Genomic DNA, 18652 nt, shown 5'->3' with positions numbered 1-18652 from the left:
GTAAATGAAACAGTTGAAGGAGCTTTTCCTGATCTAGGAGAAGCTGAAAATGCAGCAATCGGTTTTACAGGAGATGTTTTTGCAGTTATATATTTCGTCATTGTTTTCATATTTGTTCCTGCTGCATTCTTTACTGTCAAACTAACCGTATATTTTCCTGCTTGACTATAGATGTGCACAGGATTTTGGAGTGTTGAAATTTTTCCATCTCCAAAACTCCATTTCCATGAAGTTGGTGTGCCTGTACTCATATCCGTGAAACTGACTTTCAAAGGAGCACTTCCTGAAGTAGAGGATGCACAGAAAGCAGCAACAGGTGGTTTCGCATTGTCTAGGGTCAGAATATAGATACTATTGCTTCTTCCCCGATCAGACCAAAAAGCAAGTTTTTTGCCGTCTGGACTCCATACAGGAAATAAATCCGATGCTGAGTTTGATGTTAACTGAACTTTGTTTTTTCCATCAGCATTCATAACCCAGATATCTTCACTTCCAGCTTTATCTGACACAAAGACAATTCTACTTCCATCAGGTGAAAACACAGGGGAATTATCATTTGCCGAATCTGAAGTGAGTTGAGTTTTACCAGTACCATCGGCTTTTATAGTATAAATTTCAGAGTGTTCATCTTCACAATAGGACTCGTTTTCCCCGGCATAGTATACTATTTTTGAACCATCTGGAGACCAAATCTGTGACTGTCTGGACTGAGTTTGATGAGTAATTAATCCAGAACGAAGACTGGTAAAATCTTTACCTACCTTTCCAATGTTAATATAGTAGTCAATGTCAGCTGGACCGTGTCCACAAATTGCTATTTTTGACGCATCGGGGGATAGGGCGATACCGTCAGCAATGCCCATGTTTCCTAAGTTATATTTATTAGATCCATCGGAATTCATTTTCCAATAGGAACCACCAATCTCTTCATAAATCTCAGCGTAGAGTATTTTTGAACTTGTAGGAAACCAGGTATATATATAATAATATCTGTACCAAATAGTATCAAGCAATTGTTTTTTTCCTGTCCCATCTGAATTCATTATCCATAAATCACTTCTGGGACCCATAGCGTCATCATATCTGTTTTCAATATATGAAATTTTGCTTCCATCCGGAGACCACGCGTAACCGGATGTAAAATTCTTTCCCATTGTAGAGGTGAGTTGCTTTTCTCCTGTGCCATCCGAACAAACCTTATACAGCCCGTTTTCTCGTGAGAAAAGAATTTCCTTTCCATCCGGAGACCAAACCGGATTTGAATCAAGCGCAACATTGGATGCCACTTTTGTTAACTTTTCAGCTTCCAAGCTATAAGCTACTGCTACACTTGATGTCATGATCACCAGAAATATAAAAATTATTGATAGATGTATAACACTTTTAGAAATTTTCACGACATACCCCCTTTCAACAAGTACAAATTTTAAGAGGTTTCTGGGAAAAATACAACATCAGAGTATCTATTTTTATACAGTATGGAAAAATTTGACATTTGAGTTACAGCAAATTCGTAGCACTGCTTTTTATCCCAATCATAAAAAAAACACAGCCTTAAGACAACCTGTTAAACTGTGTTTCTTCAATTTATTATTTTGCCACAAAATAAAAGTAATAAGTAATATCCAATACTGATTTTTAAACATATTTATTTTGTTCATTAGTTTTATAAAAATTTTTTATTTGATGTTGTTTTAGTGGAGATTTGGCTTGAATAACATAATCCGTGTAGGAACTGCAGTGCCTTTAGACACAAAAATTAAAAATATGTCTTTTGAATTTCAACTCAGGGCAGATTAAATAAAAAACCAAATTGTAAACTCAGTTAAATTGCAAGGTGAACAATTATACTTAAGTTTGCCCAAAAAATAGATTATCCTATTTTGCGAAATGTGATCAACAACACATGTCTACGATATAAAAACAGTATGAGAGATTCATAGATACAGAAAGCAATGCAAATTTCGGAAAAGACGACTCGAAATAGAAAAGATTTAAAAAATATGTAAATGGGATAGCGCGGATTTGAACCGCGGTCCAAGCGTCCCAAACGCTCGAGGATGGACCAAGCTACCCTACTATCCCAATAGGTACTTCCCTTCAAAGGGGATTATCCTTTATATAGCTTTCGTTAGAACATGGATCTGTCATGCTTTCTCTGGAAAATATTTCAGAAAAATCCAAGCTCCTTCTGCCTGAGCTTTCCAGAATTTTGAATTTCTTTCGGATTCTCTGAGGATTTTTTCATTATTTCCAGCGCCGATAAATCTCGTTTTCGACCCCGAACAGGTCAAGAGTTCTTCCCACCATAATATCTACAAGGTCTTCAAGAGTTTTGGGTCTCGAATAAAACCCCGGGCAAGCGGGAAGGATACTTGCTCCTGCTTTTTTAGCTTTGAGCATATTTTCGATGTGTATGAGATTAAGCGGGGTTTCCCGGGTCATCAGGATAAGTTTTCTTTCCTCTTTAAGGCAAACATCTGCAGCTCTTGTAAGAAGAGTATCGGATATTCCATTTGCAACGGCTGCAAGAGTTTTCATGCTGCAAGGGGCGATAACCATTCCCCCTGTCCTGTAGGAGCCACTGGCTATTGGTGCTGAAAGATCTTTTTGGGCATAGCTCCATGTTGCGAGTTTTTCCACTGTCTCTGGAATATAATCAGTTTCAATTTCGATTATCTGTTTTGCGGCATCCGTCAAAACCAAATGAGTTTTAATTCCTTTTTCCGCCAGTACTTCAAGAAGTCGAATTCCGTACTGAACCCCTGAAGCTCCACTGATTCCTACCGTTATCTCCATTTTATCCTGCCGTTAATGTTCCTGCTGATACTTTAACTCATCTCTATGCTGTTATTTTCATTATTCTCTCTATGCTGTTATTTTCATTATTCTCTCTATGCAGTTATTTCCATAATTATCTCTAACTGTTATTTTCGTACTCATCTTATGCTTTACTTCTAGTATTCATCTCATGCCGTTGCTTCAAATCTTTATCTTGCTCTTCCAGTTCGTCACCTTTTTTGTAAAAAGAAATGAAGTTTTCCACCATTTTCCCTGCGGCTGAAACTATGTTTTTTATTTCTTCAGGGCTGATATCATCCTGGTGTATACCGACAACAAACACCGAGGTATTCTTTGTGACCCTGCTCACCTGCCTTGCCCCATCCAAGGCAAGATATTCCTCCCTGTGGCCGGGCATTGTTATCACCGATGAACTTGCTCTCTGGTTTTTCTCATCAAAAAGCCCTACGGCAACAGCTCCCACATGTTCCTCTCCGCCTGTAAGGGTCAGAAGATAATCTTCTCCTACCTTTTTTGCATCAAGTACGATCTCAATTTTTCCCACTTTCCGTTTAATCTGAAACAAATTCCTACCTCGACCCTTAAAATTTCAAGGAAAATCCGGTTTTCCGTTACGTTTTTTAAAATTTTCTTTTTTAAAATTTTCTTTTTTAAAATTATTTTTTGAGATTTTCTTTTTCTTTTATCTATTCTACTTTAGAGATCACTTAATTTAAACTGTTTAAGGGATTTATTAACATCAAAATAGTCTCTGGCAGCCTTTCCCACAGCTTCACAGTGCTCTTTCGGGCTATATACCCCCATTCTCCAGTTATCCATATCGGCTTCCCTCAGGATAGATACGAAATGGGAAGCCTCATTAAGAGGAATCATTTTGTGGTCAGTTTTTATCATGGCCTGCATTTCCAGCATTTCAGGTGTCTTAGGAATGTCCACAAGCACATACTCAGGACTAACCCCGGCCAGTTCTGCAATTTCTATTTCTACCCTTCGTATTCGGTCACGGTGCCTCAGTACAGCTTTTCCTACGTCTGCCAGACCTACATATAAGGCCCGTTTATAGAGTTTACGGGCATCAAGCAGCCGTGAAAGTTCCCCTGCATACCCGGTTGCGTTTCTCATAGATGCAATAAGGTCTATATCGTCCATGTACCTGAGTCTGAATGGGTCAAGCTCATTATTTTCAATCATATACTCCACTGCTCTGGAACACATAGCTTCCGAAATCCGGGTTACATGATGATAGTAAACCGATGTATTCATCCAGAAACGTGAGACCAGAAGTGATTCGGCAGCTTTTAGCCCACCATAATCTACAACAAGCCTATCCTCATGAAAATTCATCTTCTTTATCAAGCGATTGTAATCCACAACGCCGAAGGATACACCTGTATAATGGGCATCTCGAACAAGATAGTCCATTCGGTCCACATCAATCTCACTGCTAAGGATTTGCCCTAGAGAAGTTTCTCCTTTTATGTGTTTTACGAGGTTTCCGGGAGAAATTCCATATTTGTTCAGGACTTCTCTGATCTCTCCTTTCCCCAGGATTTCCTTTACATCGTCATGTCTGCGCCGCGTATATTTGTCAATTACATTCTCGGTAACGTGAGAAAAAGGTCCATGCCCGATATCATGCAGAAGAGCAGCAGCTTTTATTTCGGTTTTCTTGTCATCTTCAATCGAATCTAGACTCCTAGTTAGCGTTGAGGCCAGATGCATGGTTCCAAGAGAGTGTTCAAAACGCGAATGGTTTGCTCCCGGGTAGACAAGGTTTGAAAATCCAAGCTGTCTGATCCTTCTCAGGCGCTGCATCTGGGGAGTAGAAAGAAGATCCTGAACTAAATCATCCAGCTCGATGTAACCATGTACAGGATCAAGGACAACCTTCATTATTCTTTAGACAGATTTCATTATATATTGTTGTTACTACTACTCTGATACGGTAGATTTTGCAGAAACCCCTGCTACCCGAAAGTTTAAAAGAAAGCCGGATATGGTATTATCATGATTATATTTTCAGGCGGTACCGGAACTCCAAAGCTCCTTGACGGACTCAAGGAAATCCTCCCAGCGAAGGAAATGAACGTTGTTGTAAACACTGCCGAAGACCTATGGGTTTCGGGGAATCTGATTTGTCCTGACCTGGACACAGTACTCTATTTATTCTCAGACCAGATCGACCGAAAAAGATGGTGGGGTATAAAAGACGACACCTTTCTGACTTATGAACGTATGCAGAAACTGGGTATTACCGAAAGCATGAAGCTTGGAGACTGTGATAGAGCAAACCATATTATTCGCTCGAACTTTATCCGGAATGGAACATCCCTTACAGATGCGACTTTAGAGCTTGCGTCCATTTTAGGGATTGATGCAAAGATTTTGCCCATGTCTGATGATCCTGTTTCTACCTATATAGAAACTCCTGAGGCAATTCTACATTTTCAGGATTTCTGGATCGGAAAACATGGAGAACCCGAAGTGCTGGGTGTTGATATAACGGGAATCTCCGAAGCTTCGATTTCTCCAAAGGTGCTCGAAGCCCTTGAAAATGACGACAAAGTCCTTATAGGACCAAGTAACCCGATCACGAGTATAGGGCCTATAATTTCCCTGCCAGGCATGAAAGATCTGCTAAAAAAGAAAAAGGTCGTAGCAGTTAGCCCAATAATTGGCAATGCCCCTGTAAGCGGACCTGCCGGGAAACTCATGCAGGCATGCGGGCTTGAGGTCTCATCAATGGGGGTTGCTGAATATTATCAGGACTTCCTGGACGTCTTTGTTTTCGATGAGCGGGATCAGGCGGACGAATTCGCATTTGAGAGACTTGGTTGCCGTGCTTCTCGTGCCGATACTCTGATGACCTCAACTGAAAAAAGTAAAGAATTGGCAGAATTAGTAGTAGGGCTGTTTGATACTATTGTCTGTCCTTAATTCTCTCCTATTTTTATACATCTATTAATTTTCACTATTCGTAATTCTTTTCTATTTTAACACATTTATGTGTCCTCTTCGAATTCAATGGAGGTTCAACCACCGAACAAATATAATAGTTGTTCCATTTTTCCGTATCATATTTTGGAGTGAAAAAATGGAACTCGAAGCTTTAAAATAAATGCTGTCTTCACTGGACACCAATCCAGATGAAATTAAAAATGAAAGATATGCCAAAGCTTTTCGTATTTTGGTTCCTATTATTGAAAAACAGAATGAAGAGGTTGAATTCCTCATGGAAGATAACCAGAAGCTTCGAGTGAAATCAACTTACTCAAAGGTGAAAAAGCCAAACCTAAGATTTTTGGCTCTAAAAAGAATGAAGATATTTTTTCTGAAAAAAGGAAAAAAGGAAAAAGCTAAAATTAGATAATAATCGTAGCTGCTTTTTCGTCCTTTTCGTCATTGAAGTCCGTGACAAGAGCTTCGGTTGTAAGTACCATTCCAGCAATTGAAGCAGCGTTTTGGAGGCCGCTTCTGACTACTTTTGTGGGGTCGATAACGCCTGCTTCAAAGAGGTCTTCAAAGACATCTTTCTTTGCATTGTACCCAAAAAGTTCGCGGGGTTCAGCCCTGATGGTTGCAACGACCTCAGCACCTTCCTTGCCTGCGTTTTCAGCTATCTGGCGTACAGGTTCCTCGATAGCTCTCCGGACTATTTTTACTCCTATATCTCTGTCGCCTTCAAGTTTCAGGGAGTCCAGAACGGCAGCTGCACGGAAAAGGCTTATTCCGCCCCCTATAACCACACCCTCTTCAACTGCAGCTTTTGTGGCATTGAGAGCATCATCAATTCTCATCTTTTTCTCTTTCAGCTCGGTTTCAGTTGCAGCTCCCACCTTGATTACTGCAACTCCGCCTCCTAACTTTGCCTGGCGCTTTTTGAGTTCGGTCTTCTTATAATCCGTCTCTGCAATATTAATCTGAGATTCAATGAGCTTGACCCTGTCCTTAATCTTTGCTTTATCGCCCTTGCCTTCCACAATGATGGTCTTGTGGTTATCAATTGTGACTTTTCTGGCACTCCCGAGCATATAATCATCGAATTCCTCAAGCTTCATGCCCTTGTCTTCGCTGATTACCTGCCCACCAGTCAGCACGGCAATGTCTTCAAGCATCTCCTTTCTCTCATTTCCAAATCCTGGAGCCTTGACAGCACAGACTCTCAGTGCTCCACGAATAATATTCAGGATCAGGGCAGCCTGAGCATCTCCATCGACATCTTCAGCAATAATAAGGAGAGAACGGCCTTCAGAGGCGACTTTTTCAAGCACAGGAACGATCTGCTTCATGCTGTTGATTTTCTTGTCAGTGATCAGGATGTACGGATCCTCAAACTCGCAGACCATCTTCTCAGAATCAGTTGCCATATAAGGAGATACAAAACCCCTGTCGAACTGCATTCCTTCTACAACGTCCAGATTGGTCTCCATTGTTTTGGAGTCTTCAACCGTTATTACTCCGTTATAGCCGACTTTCTCCATGGCATCGGCAATCAAATTGCCAATCTCTTCATCATTATTTGCAGAAACTGTAGCTACCTGTACGATTTTCTCCTTACCTTTTACCTCACTACTCTTGCTCTTGAGATAGCCTACAACCTTTTCTGTTGCTATCTCAATACCTTTCTTGACATCTATAGGGTTTGCTCCGGCACTGATGTTTTTCAGGCCTTCCCGGATCATGCTCTGGGCAAGGAGAGTTGCAGTAGTTGTTCCATCTCCGGTATTATCCTGAGTTTTGGAAGCAACTTCTTTGACAAGCTTGGCCCCCATATTTTCGAACTTGTCGTGAAGCTCAATCTCCTTTGCAATGGTTACACCGTCATTTGTGACCACAGGTTTTGTACTTTTATCCAGTACAACATAACGACCCTTTGGCCCGAGAGTGATCTTAACAGTGTTTGCAACTTTATCTACACCGTTTAAAAGTGCCTTTCTTGCATTTTCATCAAACATTATCTGCTTTGAAGCCATCTGTATTCACCTGGATTAAAATCAAATAGAATTAAATATTTTCCCGAATCAAATTTGGAATACTCATAAGTTCCATGAATCAAATAGGAACATACTTATACCTATGTTCTTCAGAATAGGCCTCTTTCAACATTATTCCTTAGCAATTGTTGCCAGAATATCCTTGAAATCGACAAAAAGATACTTTTCATCGTCAATTTCAATTTCGTCTGACTGATACCCCCCGTAGATCACACGGTCACCTTTCTTCAGGGGAAGCTCCTTTCCATCTTCAAAAGTCCCTACAGCAATAACAACACCTTCCTTTTTCTCCTGCCGTGCAGACTCCGGGATATAGATCCCGCCTTTTGTCACTTCTTGTTTCTTCTGGTGCTTAAGTAAGACTCGTTCGCCAATAGGTTTGATAATCACTTTGTTGTTCCTCCTTATGTGTAAGTGACCCCATGTTAGCTGAACATTAACTGGTAGCTATAAATCAGTATGGGATTGGGTAATATATTGAGCGCTCATGCGCTTGACTATCTGCATATAATGCGGAACTCATATTTAAAAGTTACTGGAAAAATAATGATGATTCTCAAAAAATCGAAATGATATCGATAAAATACAAAAAAACTATATATACAAGATCTAGTAAAATATACACTGATGGTTCAACAGATAATCCTTAGATATCTTGAAAAACCGCACGTCAAAAGTCTGGAAGACGATCTTTTATGGTTGTGCGATAGCTTTGGCTTTTCTTCGGGTAGAGATACGGAAAATACCGCCACCAGGATAGTTTTTAGCTTGCTGGATAGACTCTCAAATGATGAAATAACGTCCTCTGAAGCCCTTGCTGAAGACCTTGAGATGAAAATATCCAGAGTAAACCATCATCTAAGGAATCTTAATGACTCAGGTCTCCTTTACAGAAAAAAACGCCTGATATATCTCCGCGGGGGAAGCCTGAAAGCTGCGGTGAAAGAGATGCGCAAAGACTCGGAAAGAATTTTTGATGAACTCGAAAGCATAGCTGAAGAAATAGATCTCAGTATAGGGATCAAAAATAGATAAGAAATTAAGATCAAAATAAATGAAGAAATGGATTAATTGAACCTGAAAAAAGTTTGATGATAAATCCTTGAACCGGAAAGAAATTCAATAATAAACCCATTTATTCTCCAGCCGTGAATAGAGTATCCATAGTCCACTGCCCTGATTATTCTGGCACAGAAAAAGCGATAGCTGAGGCTCTGGAGCTTCTCGGGGGCCTTGAGAATATAATCCGTCCCGGTGACAGCGTACTCCTGAAACCAAATATCCTTGCGGCTGCATCTCCTGAAAATGCAGTAACTACTCATCCTTCAGTTGTAGCGTCAATGTGCAAGTTTGTGATTCAGGCAGGAGGAAGACCTGTTGTAGGGGATGGAGCCGGGATATCAAGACCAGGAACCACCTCAAAAGCCCTGAAAGCTTCAGGTATAGAGGAAGCCGCCCGAAAAGCTGGAGCAAAGGTAGTAAATTTCGAAACCGCAGGCTTTACCCTGGTAGATGTCCCTGATCCCCTGCAATTCCACAAACTATACATTGCAAACCCTGTCCTTGAAGCCGATGTAGTTATATCTCTCCCAAAATTAAAAACTCATGAACTTACTTACTATACAGGTGCGGTCAAGAACTTTTTCGGAACTCTCCCTTTAAAGTGCCGAAAAGAGGCACATCTCCTTGGAAAAAGGGATCTTTTTGGTGAAGCTGTTGCCGACCTTTATTCGGTTGTCAGGCCCAGCTTTGCAGTTATGGATGGAGTTATAGGCATGGAAGGAAACGGACCTTCTCATGGAAAAACCGTAAATTCCGGAGTAATTCTGGCAAGCCAGGACTGTGTTTCCCTGGACATTGTTGCTGCGGAAATGATAGGCTTTGACCCCCTCAAAATTCCCACGACTGCAGGAGCCATGAAAAAAGGATTTGGAAATCAGTGCCCTGTTGTAGTCGGAACTCCGTTAAAAGAAGTCAAAATGAAATTCAAAATATCAAGTGGAGGAGTCAGTACAGCCCCTTCCTTTCTTACCCGCACCCTTGGCAAATACTATAAGATTTATCCCAGGATCAACAGAAGAAAATGCACTCACTGCGGAGCTTGCTATTTAAACTGCTCTCCCAACGCTATTGAGCGACTCGAAGATGGGAGTTTTAAGATCAATGAGGAGAAGTGCATCCTGTGTTATTGCTGTCGTGAACTATGTCCCAGCGATGCGGTAGAAATTAAAAAATCTCTGCTTGCAAGGCTTTTGACATAAAAAGATAATCTAACCCGTAAAACCTGACAATGATAGGACTTACACACTTGAAGACCAAAATTAATTACTTCAAAGACTGTGGATTAAAGTCATATTTTAGACATTTAATAGTTTAATGCTGCTGATTCTTCAGTTCAACTGCTTAAGTCCTAAATGAATTATAAAAAATAAGGTCCCTTCCAAATCAGTACTAAATCTAAGGGTATACAATGCTTATTTTGAATAATAGGTATGCATTTAGGGTTTCTCTAATTAAGGTACTCTCTAAAAATTAATTTTTTAGATAAATAATTTATAATACTCATTTAAATCAGGAAAAAAATCGAAATAAGTACTTGATTCATTTACAATTTCTGTATATTTATAAATAAGGCATCTGATATCATTTTTATCCATACAAAATTCAATGTTATAAGTAAGGACAAATAAACGTTTAATTTACCAATTAAAATAGATAAGTACTTTAAACAACAAATAGGTTATTAAATAAGTGTATTTAAACTGTAGAAGGATTTACACTATATTTGATTAAATAAATAAGATTTAATACCCCTTAAAAAACTAATCATTTTTCAAGGGGTCTAAAAAAATGTAAAATTTTTACCATAAACCCAACTAATCAAGCTTAATTTTTGGCTGCAGATGTTCATATCCAAATTTAGCAGCGTCCCTATTTGACAGTAAATTGATGCCTGTATCCGCCATATAATTAAAGTTAGAGATTACCTGGCCGACTTTCTATTCTCTCGGCCTTCCAGTAAGGTTGGTACCCGTAGTAGCTGTACATTGCAGAAAGCCACTCACGGTTAGTTACAGGCCAGTGATCCTTATCAAAACCCTCTGCTTTTTCCAGGATATCCTTGGGAATATCAAGCAGGATGGCGTGATCGTGCAGTTTCATTTGAAGAGCCTGCCAGGGAATAGCAAATAGCTTACTGCCCAGGCCCAAAAATCCACCAAAAGATAGTGCAGCGTATGCTACTCTTCCATCCTCAAGATCGATCATTAATTCTTCAATCTTCCCAAGGTGTTCTCCTGCTTTATTGACAACCTTATCCCCTTTTATCGTACTTGCTGACAAAAAATCCAGATTATCCCTGCCTGTCATAGTTTCCATCCGGGTCATCCTTTCAGATTCGGCCTCTTCCGGCATTCCTGTTTGTACCTGCCAGTAAGGCTGGTACCCGTAGGAAATATATGTTCCGGCGAGTTCTTCACGAGTCAGAGGCCAGTTTCCTTTTTCAAAGTCTCCTGCCCTTTCCAGGGTTTCTTTAGTAATGCCAAGTAAGAAAGCGTGTTCGTGCAGCCTCAGGGTAAGAATTTGCCAGGGAATAGCAAAAAATTTGTTGCCCAGACCCATAAATTCGCTAAAAGACAATACAGCGTATGCTATCTTTCCACTTTGAAGGTCAATCATTATTTCTTCAATCTTCCCAAGGTCCTCTCCTGCCCTATTGACGACCTTGCCCCCTTTTATCGTACTTGCTGACAAAAAATCCAGATCATCCTTATCTACCATATTCCAACTCCCTAAATTTAAGGAAACGTCCGTTTCAAAACCTGCACCTTCAGACACAGTTTAAGAACATCTCCTTTAGCAAATATTATTTTTTTAATGTTATATAAAACGGTAGGAAACATGAAGAGTAATATTTTATGTTATTATGTAGGAATTATTTTATTATAATTTATTTTATTTTATTTTATTTTATTTTATTTTATTGTGTAGAAATTTATGAATAAATAGTATAAAGAGAAGATCCCAATGCGGTTCTTAAATTCTTATTTAAAATAGATTATAAGTATAAATTAGAACGCCTGTTGATACTGAAATATATAAAAAATCAGCAATTAAGTTATAACCTTTTCCTTTTTATCTTTTTGAAAGGTCTTTTAAGCCAGAAAGATGAAAATAGGTATCAAAAATATTTTTTGAGACAATATTTCTGTAATCATACCTTTTAAAGGTGATAAGATGCTTCATAGCTATATAGACACTGAATACGCTCCGGAAAAATGCTTTCATTGTCATGGAACCGGGTACGCAAATGGCAGAATTTGTGAAGCTTGCGGGGGACATGGTGATGTACTCGTTGCTCAGCCTGCAATAGTATGTCCTCTTTGTAACGGTTCCGGAATTTTTGAGAATGGAACTTGCAGGGTATGTGGAGGAAGCGGCTGGGCCCTTTTTTGAAAATGATTGTATAGATTATAGGATGAAAAGAGCAACATAGAGGGAATCTCTGAATTTTCAGGGAGCTTAGCGATCTTGCCTTTCCCGAAACTCCTCTTTTCTTTCGTCAGGCAGGCAAAACAAGTTTCATAATTTACGGACTTATACTTACTCCTGCATTTAGGGCAGAGATTCATACCCTGAGGCTTGCAAAATGGCAGCTTTTGCAGAGCACAATCGCATTTGTCAAAGACTCGCAATCTTTCGCGGCTTTTTTAGTTTTTTCGTCAATTAATTCTTTACTTCCGGTTTCTTCTAGCCATTCATGATAAAGCTTCTTGAAATTACTTTCTTCTGACTCTTTAAGGAGAATTTCAATAAATTGTTCTTCAAGGCCTGATGGTCAGGTTTGGTTTTATGTACAGCTTTATGCCAGGACGGATAGCTTTTGTGACGGTGCTTGCCGGTAGGGATAGGATCGAACTTATGATTCCTCTGCCTGTAAACCTCCCTGAACCTTGTATACGCAGCACTGTAAATTTCGGAGCTAACCTGCGCCGGAGAAAAAGCTATGGGAATGTGAATACATAAAGAATCGGAAGACCCGCACCATTCACAGGTCTTACCTTTTAGAAACTTGGCTCTTTTTTCTTTCCATTCCATTGTGTTGCGCTTCATAGAGCCACCTCAATAGAGCTAACTAAAAATAGACTTTTTTACTTAGATAAGGTAAAAGAAAAATTTTTGGTAAGAAAAAAGTTTTCCAAAACGGAGAGTCTAGGACAGACAGATATTTCGAAATAATAAGGCTTCATTACCCTTCATTACTGAAACAGATAATATATTTTGTTCCTGGACTCCTTTTAAGCTCTATACACCCGCCTATTTGCTTGGCAAGAATATTTATAAGCTGGAGCCCCAGGGAATCGGTGTTTTGAAAGTCGAGTTCTTCGGGAATTCCTATACCGTTATCGGCTACTGTAAGTATGTAACGGAAATTATTGTTTAGACAGTCCTTATAATCCGTATAGTCTCCCTTATATAGACAGTATTTATCCGAGCATGAAGTCTCGTACTTTGCGGCAAAAGTTTCAGCTTTACCAAAATTTATGCTGACTTCGCCTATTTTTCCCGCGGGAAAAGCATGCTTCAGGGAATTTGAAACAATCTCGTTTACAATAATTCCAAGAGGGATGGCAGTATTCATGCCCAAATAAACCTGTTCAAGGCTTAATTTGAGGCTTATATTCCTGTTTCCTACATTATAGGAATTGAAAAGATCTGTGGTTAGTTTTCTTAGGTAGTCTGAGAAATCAAAAGCATCCATATTTTCACTCTCATGGAGTCTCTCATGGATCATCGCAATAGATTCGACTCGATTCTGGCTCTCCCTGAAGGCTTCGAGTACCTCTTTATCTTCGAATTTTTCTGCTTGCAGGCTGAGGAGAGATGAGATTACCTGAAGGTTATTCTTTATGCGATGATGGACTTCTTTTAATCGAATTTTATCTATTTTTTCCAGAGCTTCTTCATCTATTTTGCATTCAGTAATATCATAAACCAGCCCCTGAAACTTTCCAGAACTTTCGGATTCATCCGAGATTCTCTGGAGAATCTCACGAACCCATTTTATCTCCCCGTCTTTTTTCTTTATCCGATATTCGCTTTCAACAATAGAATTAAGATTTAGCTTTAGTTTATCCTCTTTTTTAGAAATAACAGAGCTGTCTTCAGATATTATTATTTGCTGCCAGTCAACTTTTCCCGAGAGGAAATCTTGCTTTGGATAACCTGTCATTTCCTCAACAGGACCATGGAGAAATATCAATTTAAAATCTTTATTAAACTGAAATCCAATTCCCTGCAGATTTTGCATATAGGAACTATAACTGTCTGGCCCATCTTTGGGATTGTCTTTTTCCTTAGCACTTCGATGTTCATTCAGGTATCTCTTACCTACCATTCTGCTAATATGACCATACTCGTCCCCAAAGAAAACGGCTTTCTGCCTGAAATCTTCTTCTCGGTGTTTAAGCTCCCTGAAGAAAAGACTGCAAGGCTCTTCGAACCCAATATCTACGATTGCTTTATAGACCAGATAAAAAGACAATAATTTAAAGAAGAGACCTATATTGCTTTGAGCCTCGCCCATTTGACTGTCGAATGCAAACAACAGTGACACAAAGCCTGCTAGAACCATGGAGATTGAGAGTAAACTAAAAACTTTTTCTTCGAACCTATCCCTGACAATATACAGGAGAAAAAGTGAGCATAGAAGCATGAAAGAAATTAAGTATCCACTTGCTACCTTGAATTGAGTAAATCCAGAACCCTGAAGATAAGAATCCGGGAAATTTTCGGAAAAAAAGATTGAAATCAGGCAGGTAACACTAACTACCGCATATACAAGAAATGCCTTCCAGGCAAAAATTGAGCTTTCAAGGGTTTTGACGTTCCTCTCCTGAATCTCACCAGTGCGTATCAAAAACAGCGGAGCTACCAGAAAAGAAGTGCTTTCCAGGAATCTTGCAATGATACAGAACCGAGCAGTCAGGTTTATACCAAATCCGGGAAACGTCCCCGTGTGGTGGAACGCAAGTGCACTCAGGAAGTCAAAACTCCCTACGAAAAAGTAGCTAACTCCCAATATCAGAAGGTATCGGTTCTCAAGGCGACTTCTTGACTTCCAAATAATAAGAAATATCACGTATGCAAAGTAAACGCTGAACAGTTCTATCACTATATGGAAGAGGAGGTAATTGTTAAGGCTAATCAGATAAAGCAAGATAACTATGGTTATCCAGACCATTAATTCGTAGAAGTCTACTTTTAGCGTGCCTTGCCTTACATCTGATATGTTCAATCACCCCCTTGCACCTAACGCCTCAAGAATTCATAATTTCGTATAAGACTGAATGTTTAGATTTACAAAGTGACTATAACATTGAATAAATGGTTTTAACATTGAGTAGTGATTTTAACATTGAGTAGTGATTTTAACATTGAGTAGTGATTTTAACATTGAGTAGTGATTTTAACATTGAGTAGTGGTTTTAACATCGAGTAGTGGTTTTAACGTCGAGTTTTTAACAGCGAGTAATATTGAATGATACTGAGTTAATTCAATTTAAGACCTGAATAATCTGCAAATAACGGAATAGGAAGAGTGAAAAGAATTGCAGAAAAGAGAATAAGAAGAAAACCTGAGGCATTACACGCTGTTTATTATGTTCCCCAGTACAGTAGCGCAGACGATATGCTCCCCAAGTATACCGATTCAGAGAAGAATCATCAATGGCCTCCAGGCAATTCTTTACTTGTTCACACTCAACTCACTTCCCAACTTCAGGGGATATAAAGAGCAGAAATTATTTTAAATTAATTATTCAAAAAATTGTCTATAAGTAAAAAATAATATGGCTTAAAAAATTTTGTACACCTGATAAAATTTATTGTTTAACTAAAGAAATACAAAATATTTTACAGCGTTTAGTCAATCAGTTAGATTCTGTGTCCTCTATTGCCAAACCGAATAACGAATTTTGTTCCTTACTTCTATCAAGCCTATATTATAGGCAGTATAAAAATTGTGTATAACTATAGAATAACACAATGTAACTAATGAGAGAAGTGAATTTTATCAGGTTCATTCTCTACTACATAATAGGCAAGTAGCTAGAAAAATAAATATTTTCAAATTTTTACTTTTTCCTGGGTTCCATTTCAAAGGGGAGTAATTATATAAATTTTAAGCTTAAATTTTATACTCTATACGTTTAAGGGTTTGAACATAGATACTATAAATTAACATTGCTTATCTTATCAATTAATCCAGTTCGACAGGGGTTGAAGGACAAATGGCACTTTTTGAAGACCGGGTAGATGCCGGGAAAAAGCTTGCAAAAGAACTTTCAAAATATGCAAATCGCTCAGATGTGTTGATACTTGCGCTCCCGCGTGGTGGAGTTCCGGTGGCGTTTGAAGTTGCAAAGGAACTTAATGTAAAAATGGATGTGTTTATAGTAAGGAAATTGGGGGTTCCAGGGAATGAAGAACTGGCAATGGGAGCCATCTCTTCTGACAATGTCCTTGTGTTGAATGAAGACATTGTCAAGTCTTTTCAGATACCTGAACGGGTAATTAATATGGTAGCTGAGAATGAGCTCAAGGAACTTAAACGCAGGGAACGCACTTACCGTGGAGATAGACCCAAGCCTGAGATTAGCGGCTCGACTGTGATTTTAGTAGATGATGGGCTTGCTACAGGTGCGACAATGCGTGCAGCTGCATCTGCCATTAAAACTAAAAATCCGGCTAAAATAGTGGTTGCAGTACCCACAGGTGCACCGGATACGTGTGAGATTTTCAAAAAGGAAGTAGACGAAGTAATATGTATGGCCACCCCTGAACCATTCTATGGGGTCGGAGCCTGGTACGGAAACTTCAGTCAAACCACCGATGAAGATGTCTGCGAACTTCTGGATAAAGCAAGGGCTCTTCCGGCAAGATAATAGTAATTGTTTAACATTTTAAAATAGTTTGGTGCTTTTTATACAATAATTTGATGTTTTTCAGAAGCTGTTTCATCCCGAAATCATTTCGCTTTTTTAATTTATTATTTCAATTGTGTATCTTATACAGGTGATCCATTATTTTACTTCAACTTCTAACTTATTTTATTTTACATGATTATTTCACAATACAAAATGGAATTGGAATTTACTCAACATTTAACCTTTTGCATCGACTGCTACTGTATTGTGTATTGAACTTTCAAATGGTTTTGGATCTGCGAAATTATTTCAGGATACAACACTGTTTTTCAGAAGCCGATATATAATTAACACCGATATATAAAATAGTAAAGCTTTTAAGGGAGTTGGCATGAGCGAATTATCGAGTAAAAGTAAAAGCAGTAGTGAAATACAAATTCCAATTGATTCCATTAAACTTGAAGGAAACCTCACAATTCCTGAAGGAGCAAAAGGAATTGTTGTTTTTGCACACGGCAGCGGAAGCAGTCGTTTCAGTCCTCGGAACCGGCATGTTGCGCAGGAACTTCAGAAAGAAGGCCTTGGAACACTGTTATTTGATCTATTGACAGCTGAGGAAGAGAGAATTGATATGATAACTGCTCACCTTAGGTTTGATATTGACCTGCTTGCAGACCGGCTTGTTAGCGTAACAAACTGGCTTTTAAGCAATCCTGAGACTAAAAATCTCAACATAGGTTACTTTGGCGCCAGTACGGGAGCTGCAGCCGCACTCATAGCTGCAAAAGAGCATACGAATATTATAAAGGCAGTAGTTTCCAGAGGAGGAAGGCCTGATCTGGCTGAAAAGGCCCTGCCGGATGTAAAGGCACCAACACTACTTATTGTAGGTGGAGAGGATTATCAAGTAATAAAGATGAATCAGTGGGCATTAGACCGATTGAAAGCAGAACAAAAAGAACTTAAGATTGTTCCCGGAGCAACCCATCTTTTTGAAGAACCAGGCACTTTAGAAGAAGTCGCAAATCTGGCTGAAGAATGGTTTAAAAGATATCTTACGGAAAAGAGAATAACACTTATGGAAGAGAAATAACAAGTTAGCAAAAAATTTTTGCAGTATTTTTTCAGGCTTTTTCGAGTACTCACTTTTTTCCACGATTCTTTATATTATGTGAAACATTTGCTTAATTTATCCACATAATAAGAAGTTATATATATTATAATTAGGAAATTGGTTACCGTGTAGATAGATAAGAGAGAAATAAAATATAGGATGCAGGAGAAACAATTGACGAATAAAATGACAGAGAAAAAGCTTTCAAAATAGATTTCAGATGGATTATTGTTTGGATTTCAGATGGATTATTGTTCGGCAATGACATACTTTTAACTCCTGATGAAGTTAAAAGTATGGAAAATTTTAGGTTTATTTATGCAACACTAATCCAAACTTAAAAACGAATCTGAAAATAAAACATATTAAAAATTTATCAATAAATAACCATTAGATAACATCCAAAGATCTCCAAAGAGTTAAACAAATTAAGGAATGATCATGCAACTGATAGACTCTATCCAGATAAGTGTGGCCTGAAAAATAAAAAGTGCATAAGAATATATTTCACAATGTAAATCTACAGAAGTGGAAAATAGATGTTTGTTAAACAAAGCAAAATCGTAGAAAAGATTTGTGAAATCCCGGTTACACTTGGAGATATCTCCGAGAACATCTTAGAGGGTATAAATACAAAAAACAGCCTGCTTCACAGGCTTTACCTTCCTGAAGAGGGCGGTTCCGACTCATATTATCTTTGCGAAGGCTTATGCAAACCTGTATTTATAGAACCTGAAATTGTTTATCCGTATGTATCAGGAGCCTTTTCCGAAAAATTTGCATTTCGCCCATCACCTTATCGTTTCATGCTGCCT

15 protein-coding genes, 1 tRNA gene and 1 pseudogene are annotated in these 18652 nt (G+C 38.7%); 7 read left to right on the top strand and 10 right to left on the bottom strand.

Annotated elements, in window-relative coordinates; all coding sequences use genetic code 11:
- From A9239_RS13435 to A9239_RS13415, 5 genes are all read right to left on the bottom strand, one after another.
- On the bottom strand, positions 1-1340 hold a 1340-nt coding region (locus tag A9239_RS13435; protein ID WP_083250221.1), incomplete at its 3' end, for a PKD domain-containing protein.
- Positions 1341-2010: 670 nt separating this feature from the next.
- Positions 2011-2085: transfer RNA gene (locus A9239_RS13430), tRNA-Pro, on the bottom strand.
- A gap of 162 nt (positions 2086-2247) precedes the next feature.
- A complete protein-coding gene (locus A9239_RS13425; protein WP_048119988.1) occupies positions 2248-2799 on the bottom strand; it encodes a UbiX family flavin prenyltransferase in 552 nt (183 codons plus the stop codon).
- 145 nt (positions 2800-2944) lie between these two features.
- Positions 2945-3367 carry a hypothetical protein gene (locus tag A9239_RS13420; protein ID WP_048119990.1) on the bottom strand — a complete coding sequence of 141 codons (423 nt, stop codon included), beginning with the start codon at positions 3365-3367 and terminating at the stop codon, positions 2945-2947.
- A gap of 131 nt (positions 3368-3498) precedes the next feature.
- The gene (locus A9239_RS13415) at positions 3499-4695 is read right to left on the bottom strand and encodes an HD domain-containing protein (RefSeq protein WP_048154459.1); all 1197 of its coding nucleotides are present in this window, start codon (positions 4693-4695) and stop codon (positions 3499-3501) included.
- Between the two features lie 114 nt (positions 4696-4809).
- Here A9239_RS13415 and cofD point away from each other — a divergent pair, with 114 nt between their 5' ends.
- The gene (gene cofD / locus A9239_RS13410; protein WP_048154456.1) at positions 4810-5739 is read left to right on the top strand and encodes a 2-phospho-L-lactate transferase; all 930 of its coding nucleotides are present in this window, start codon (positions 4810-4812) and stop codon (positions 5737-5739) included.
- Positions 5740-6164: 425 nt separating this feature from the next.
- Here cofD and groL read toward each other — a convergent pair whose 3' ends face one another.
- Both groL and groES read right to left on the bottom strand, forming a co-directional pair.
- Positions 6165-7775, bottom strand: coding sequence for a chaperonin GroEL (gene groL / locus A9239_RS13400; protein ID WP_048119998.1), 1611 nt, complete (start codon positions 7773-7775; stop codon positions 6165-6167).
- 132 nt (positions 7776-7907) lie between these two features.
- Entirely contained in the window at positions 7908-8186 is a 279-nt protein-coding gene (gene groES / locus A9239_RS13395; protein WP_048120000.1) for a co-chaperone GroES, read from the bottom strand.
- A gap of 237 nt (positions 8187-8423) precedes the next feature.
- Between groES and A9239_RS13390 the strand changes: the two genes are divergently transcribed.
- Positions 8424-8831, top strand: coding sequence for an ArsR family transcriptional regulator (locus A9239_RS13390; RefSeq protein ID WP_048120002.1), 408 nt, complete (start codon positions 8424-8426; stop codon positions 8829-8831).
- Between the two features lie 113 nt (positions 8832-8944).
- The gene (locus A9239_RS13385) at positions 8945-10057 is read left to right on the top strand and encodes a DUF362 domain-containing protein (RefSeq protein ID WP_048120004.1); all 1113 of its coding nucleotides are present in this window, start codon (positions 8945-8947) and stop codon (positions 10055-10057) included.
- Between the two features lie 715 nt (positions 10058-10772).
- Here the strand turns inward: A9239_RS13385 and A9239_RS18480 are convergent.
- Positions 10773-11576 (bottom strand): PRC-barrel domain-containing protein, encoded by an 804-nt coding sequence (locus tag A9239_RS18480; protein ID WP_080941644.1) that lies wholly within the window; start codon positions 11574-11576, stop codon positions 10773-10775.
- A gap of 456 nt (positions 11577-12032) precedes the next feature.
- On the opposite strand from A9239_RS18480, the gene A9239_RS13375 reads away from it, so the two are divergent.
- A complete protein-coding gene (locus A9239_RS13375) occupies positions 12033-12251 on the top strand; it encodes a transcriptional regulator (protein ID WP_048120005.1) in 219 nt (72 codons plus the stop codon).
- Between the two features lie 294 nt (positions 12252-12545).
- On the opposite strand, the gene A9239_RS19655 is transcribed toward A9239_RS13375, so the two are convergent.
- On the bottom strand, positions 12546-12908 hold the full coding sequence (locus A9239_RS19655) for a hypothetical protein (protein ID WP_176722156.1): 363 nt from the start codon (positions 12906-12908) through the stop codon (positions 12546-12548).
- A 136-nt stretch (positions 12909-13044) separates the two neighbouring features.
- The gene (locus A9239_RS13365; RefSeq protein WP_080943663.1) at positions 13045-15093 is read right to left on the bottom strand and encodes an MASE3 domain-containing protein; all 2049 of its coding nucleotides are present in this window, start codon (positions 15091-15093) and stop codon (positions 13045-13047) included.
- Positions 15094-16087: 994 nt separating this feature from the next.
- Here A9239_RS13365 and A9239_RS13355 point away from each other — a divergent pair.
- The 3 genes and pseudogenes from A9239_RS13355 to A9239_RS13345 all read left to right on the top strand — a co-directional run.
- A complete protein-coding gene (locus A9239_RS13355; RefSeq protein ID WP_048120009.1) occupies positions 16088-16741 on the top strand; it encodes a phosphoribosyltransferase in 654 nt (217 codons plus the stop codon).
- A gap of 373 nt (positions 16742-17114) precedes the next feature.
- Positions 17115-17816 (top strand): dienelactone hydrolase family protein, encoded by a 702-nt coding sequence (locus A9239_RS13350; protein ID WP_048120011.1) that lies wholly within the window; start codon positions 17115-17117, stop codon positions 17814-17816.
- 560 nt (positions 17817-18376) lie between these two features.
- Positions 18377-18652, top strand: a pseudogene (locus A9239_RS13345) (hypothetical protein); the annotation flags it as partial.

The organism is Methanosarcina sp. A14, assembly GCF_001729375.1.
Lineage (GTDB): Archaea > Halobacteriota > Methanosarcinia > Methanosarcinales > Methanosarcinaceae > Methanosarcina > Methanosarcina barkeri.
Note: the sequence above shows the minus strand (reverse complement) of the source record. Positions and strands in the feature narration are given on the sequence as shown.

Excerpts from the sequence above, each read along its gene's own strand:
- A9239_RS13425 (WP_048119988.1), bottom strand. The coding sequence starts at position 2,799 with ATGGAGATAACGGTAGGAATCAGTGGAGCTTCAGGGGTTCAGTACGGA.
- A9239_RS13415 (WP_048154459.1), bottom strand. The coding sequence starts at position 4,695 with ATGAAGGTTGTCCTTGATCCTGTACATGGTTACATCGAGCTGGATGAT.
- cofD (WP_048154456.1), top strand. The coding sequence starts at position 4,810 with ATGATTATATTTTCAGGCGGTACCGGAACTCCAAAGCTCCTTGACGGA.
- groL (WP_048119998.1), bottom strand. The coding sequence starts at position 7,775 with ATGGCTTCAAAGCAGATAATGTTTGATGAAAATGCAAGAAAGGCACTT.
- A9239_RS13390 (WP_048120002.1), top strand. The coding sequence starts at position 8,424 with ATGGTTCAACAGATAATCCTTAGATATCTTGAAAAACCGCACGTCAAA.
- A9239_RS18480 (WP_080941644.1), bottom strand. The coding sequence starts at position 11,576 with ATGGTAGATAAGGATGATCTGGATTTTTTGTCAGCAAGTACGATAAAA.
- A9239_RS13375 (WP_048120005.1), top strand. The coding sequence starts at position 12,033 with ATGCTTCATAGCTATATAGACACTGAATACGCTCCGGAAAAATGCTTT.
- A9239_RS19655 (WP_176722156.1), bottom strand. The coding sequence starts at position 12,908 with ATGAAGCGCAACACAATGGAATGGAAAGAAAAAAGAGCCAAGTTTCTA.
- A9239_RS13355 (WP_048120009.1), top strand. The coding sequence starts at position 16,088 with ATGGCACTTTTTGAAGACCGGGTAGATGCCGGGAAAAAGCTTGCAAAA.
- A9239_RS13350 (WP_048120011.1), top strand. The coding sequence starts at position 17,115 with ATGAGCGAATTATCGAGTAAAAGTAAAAGCAGTAGTGAAATACAAATT.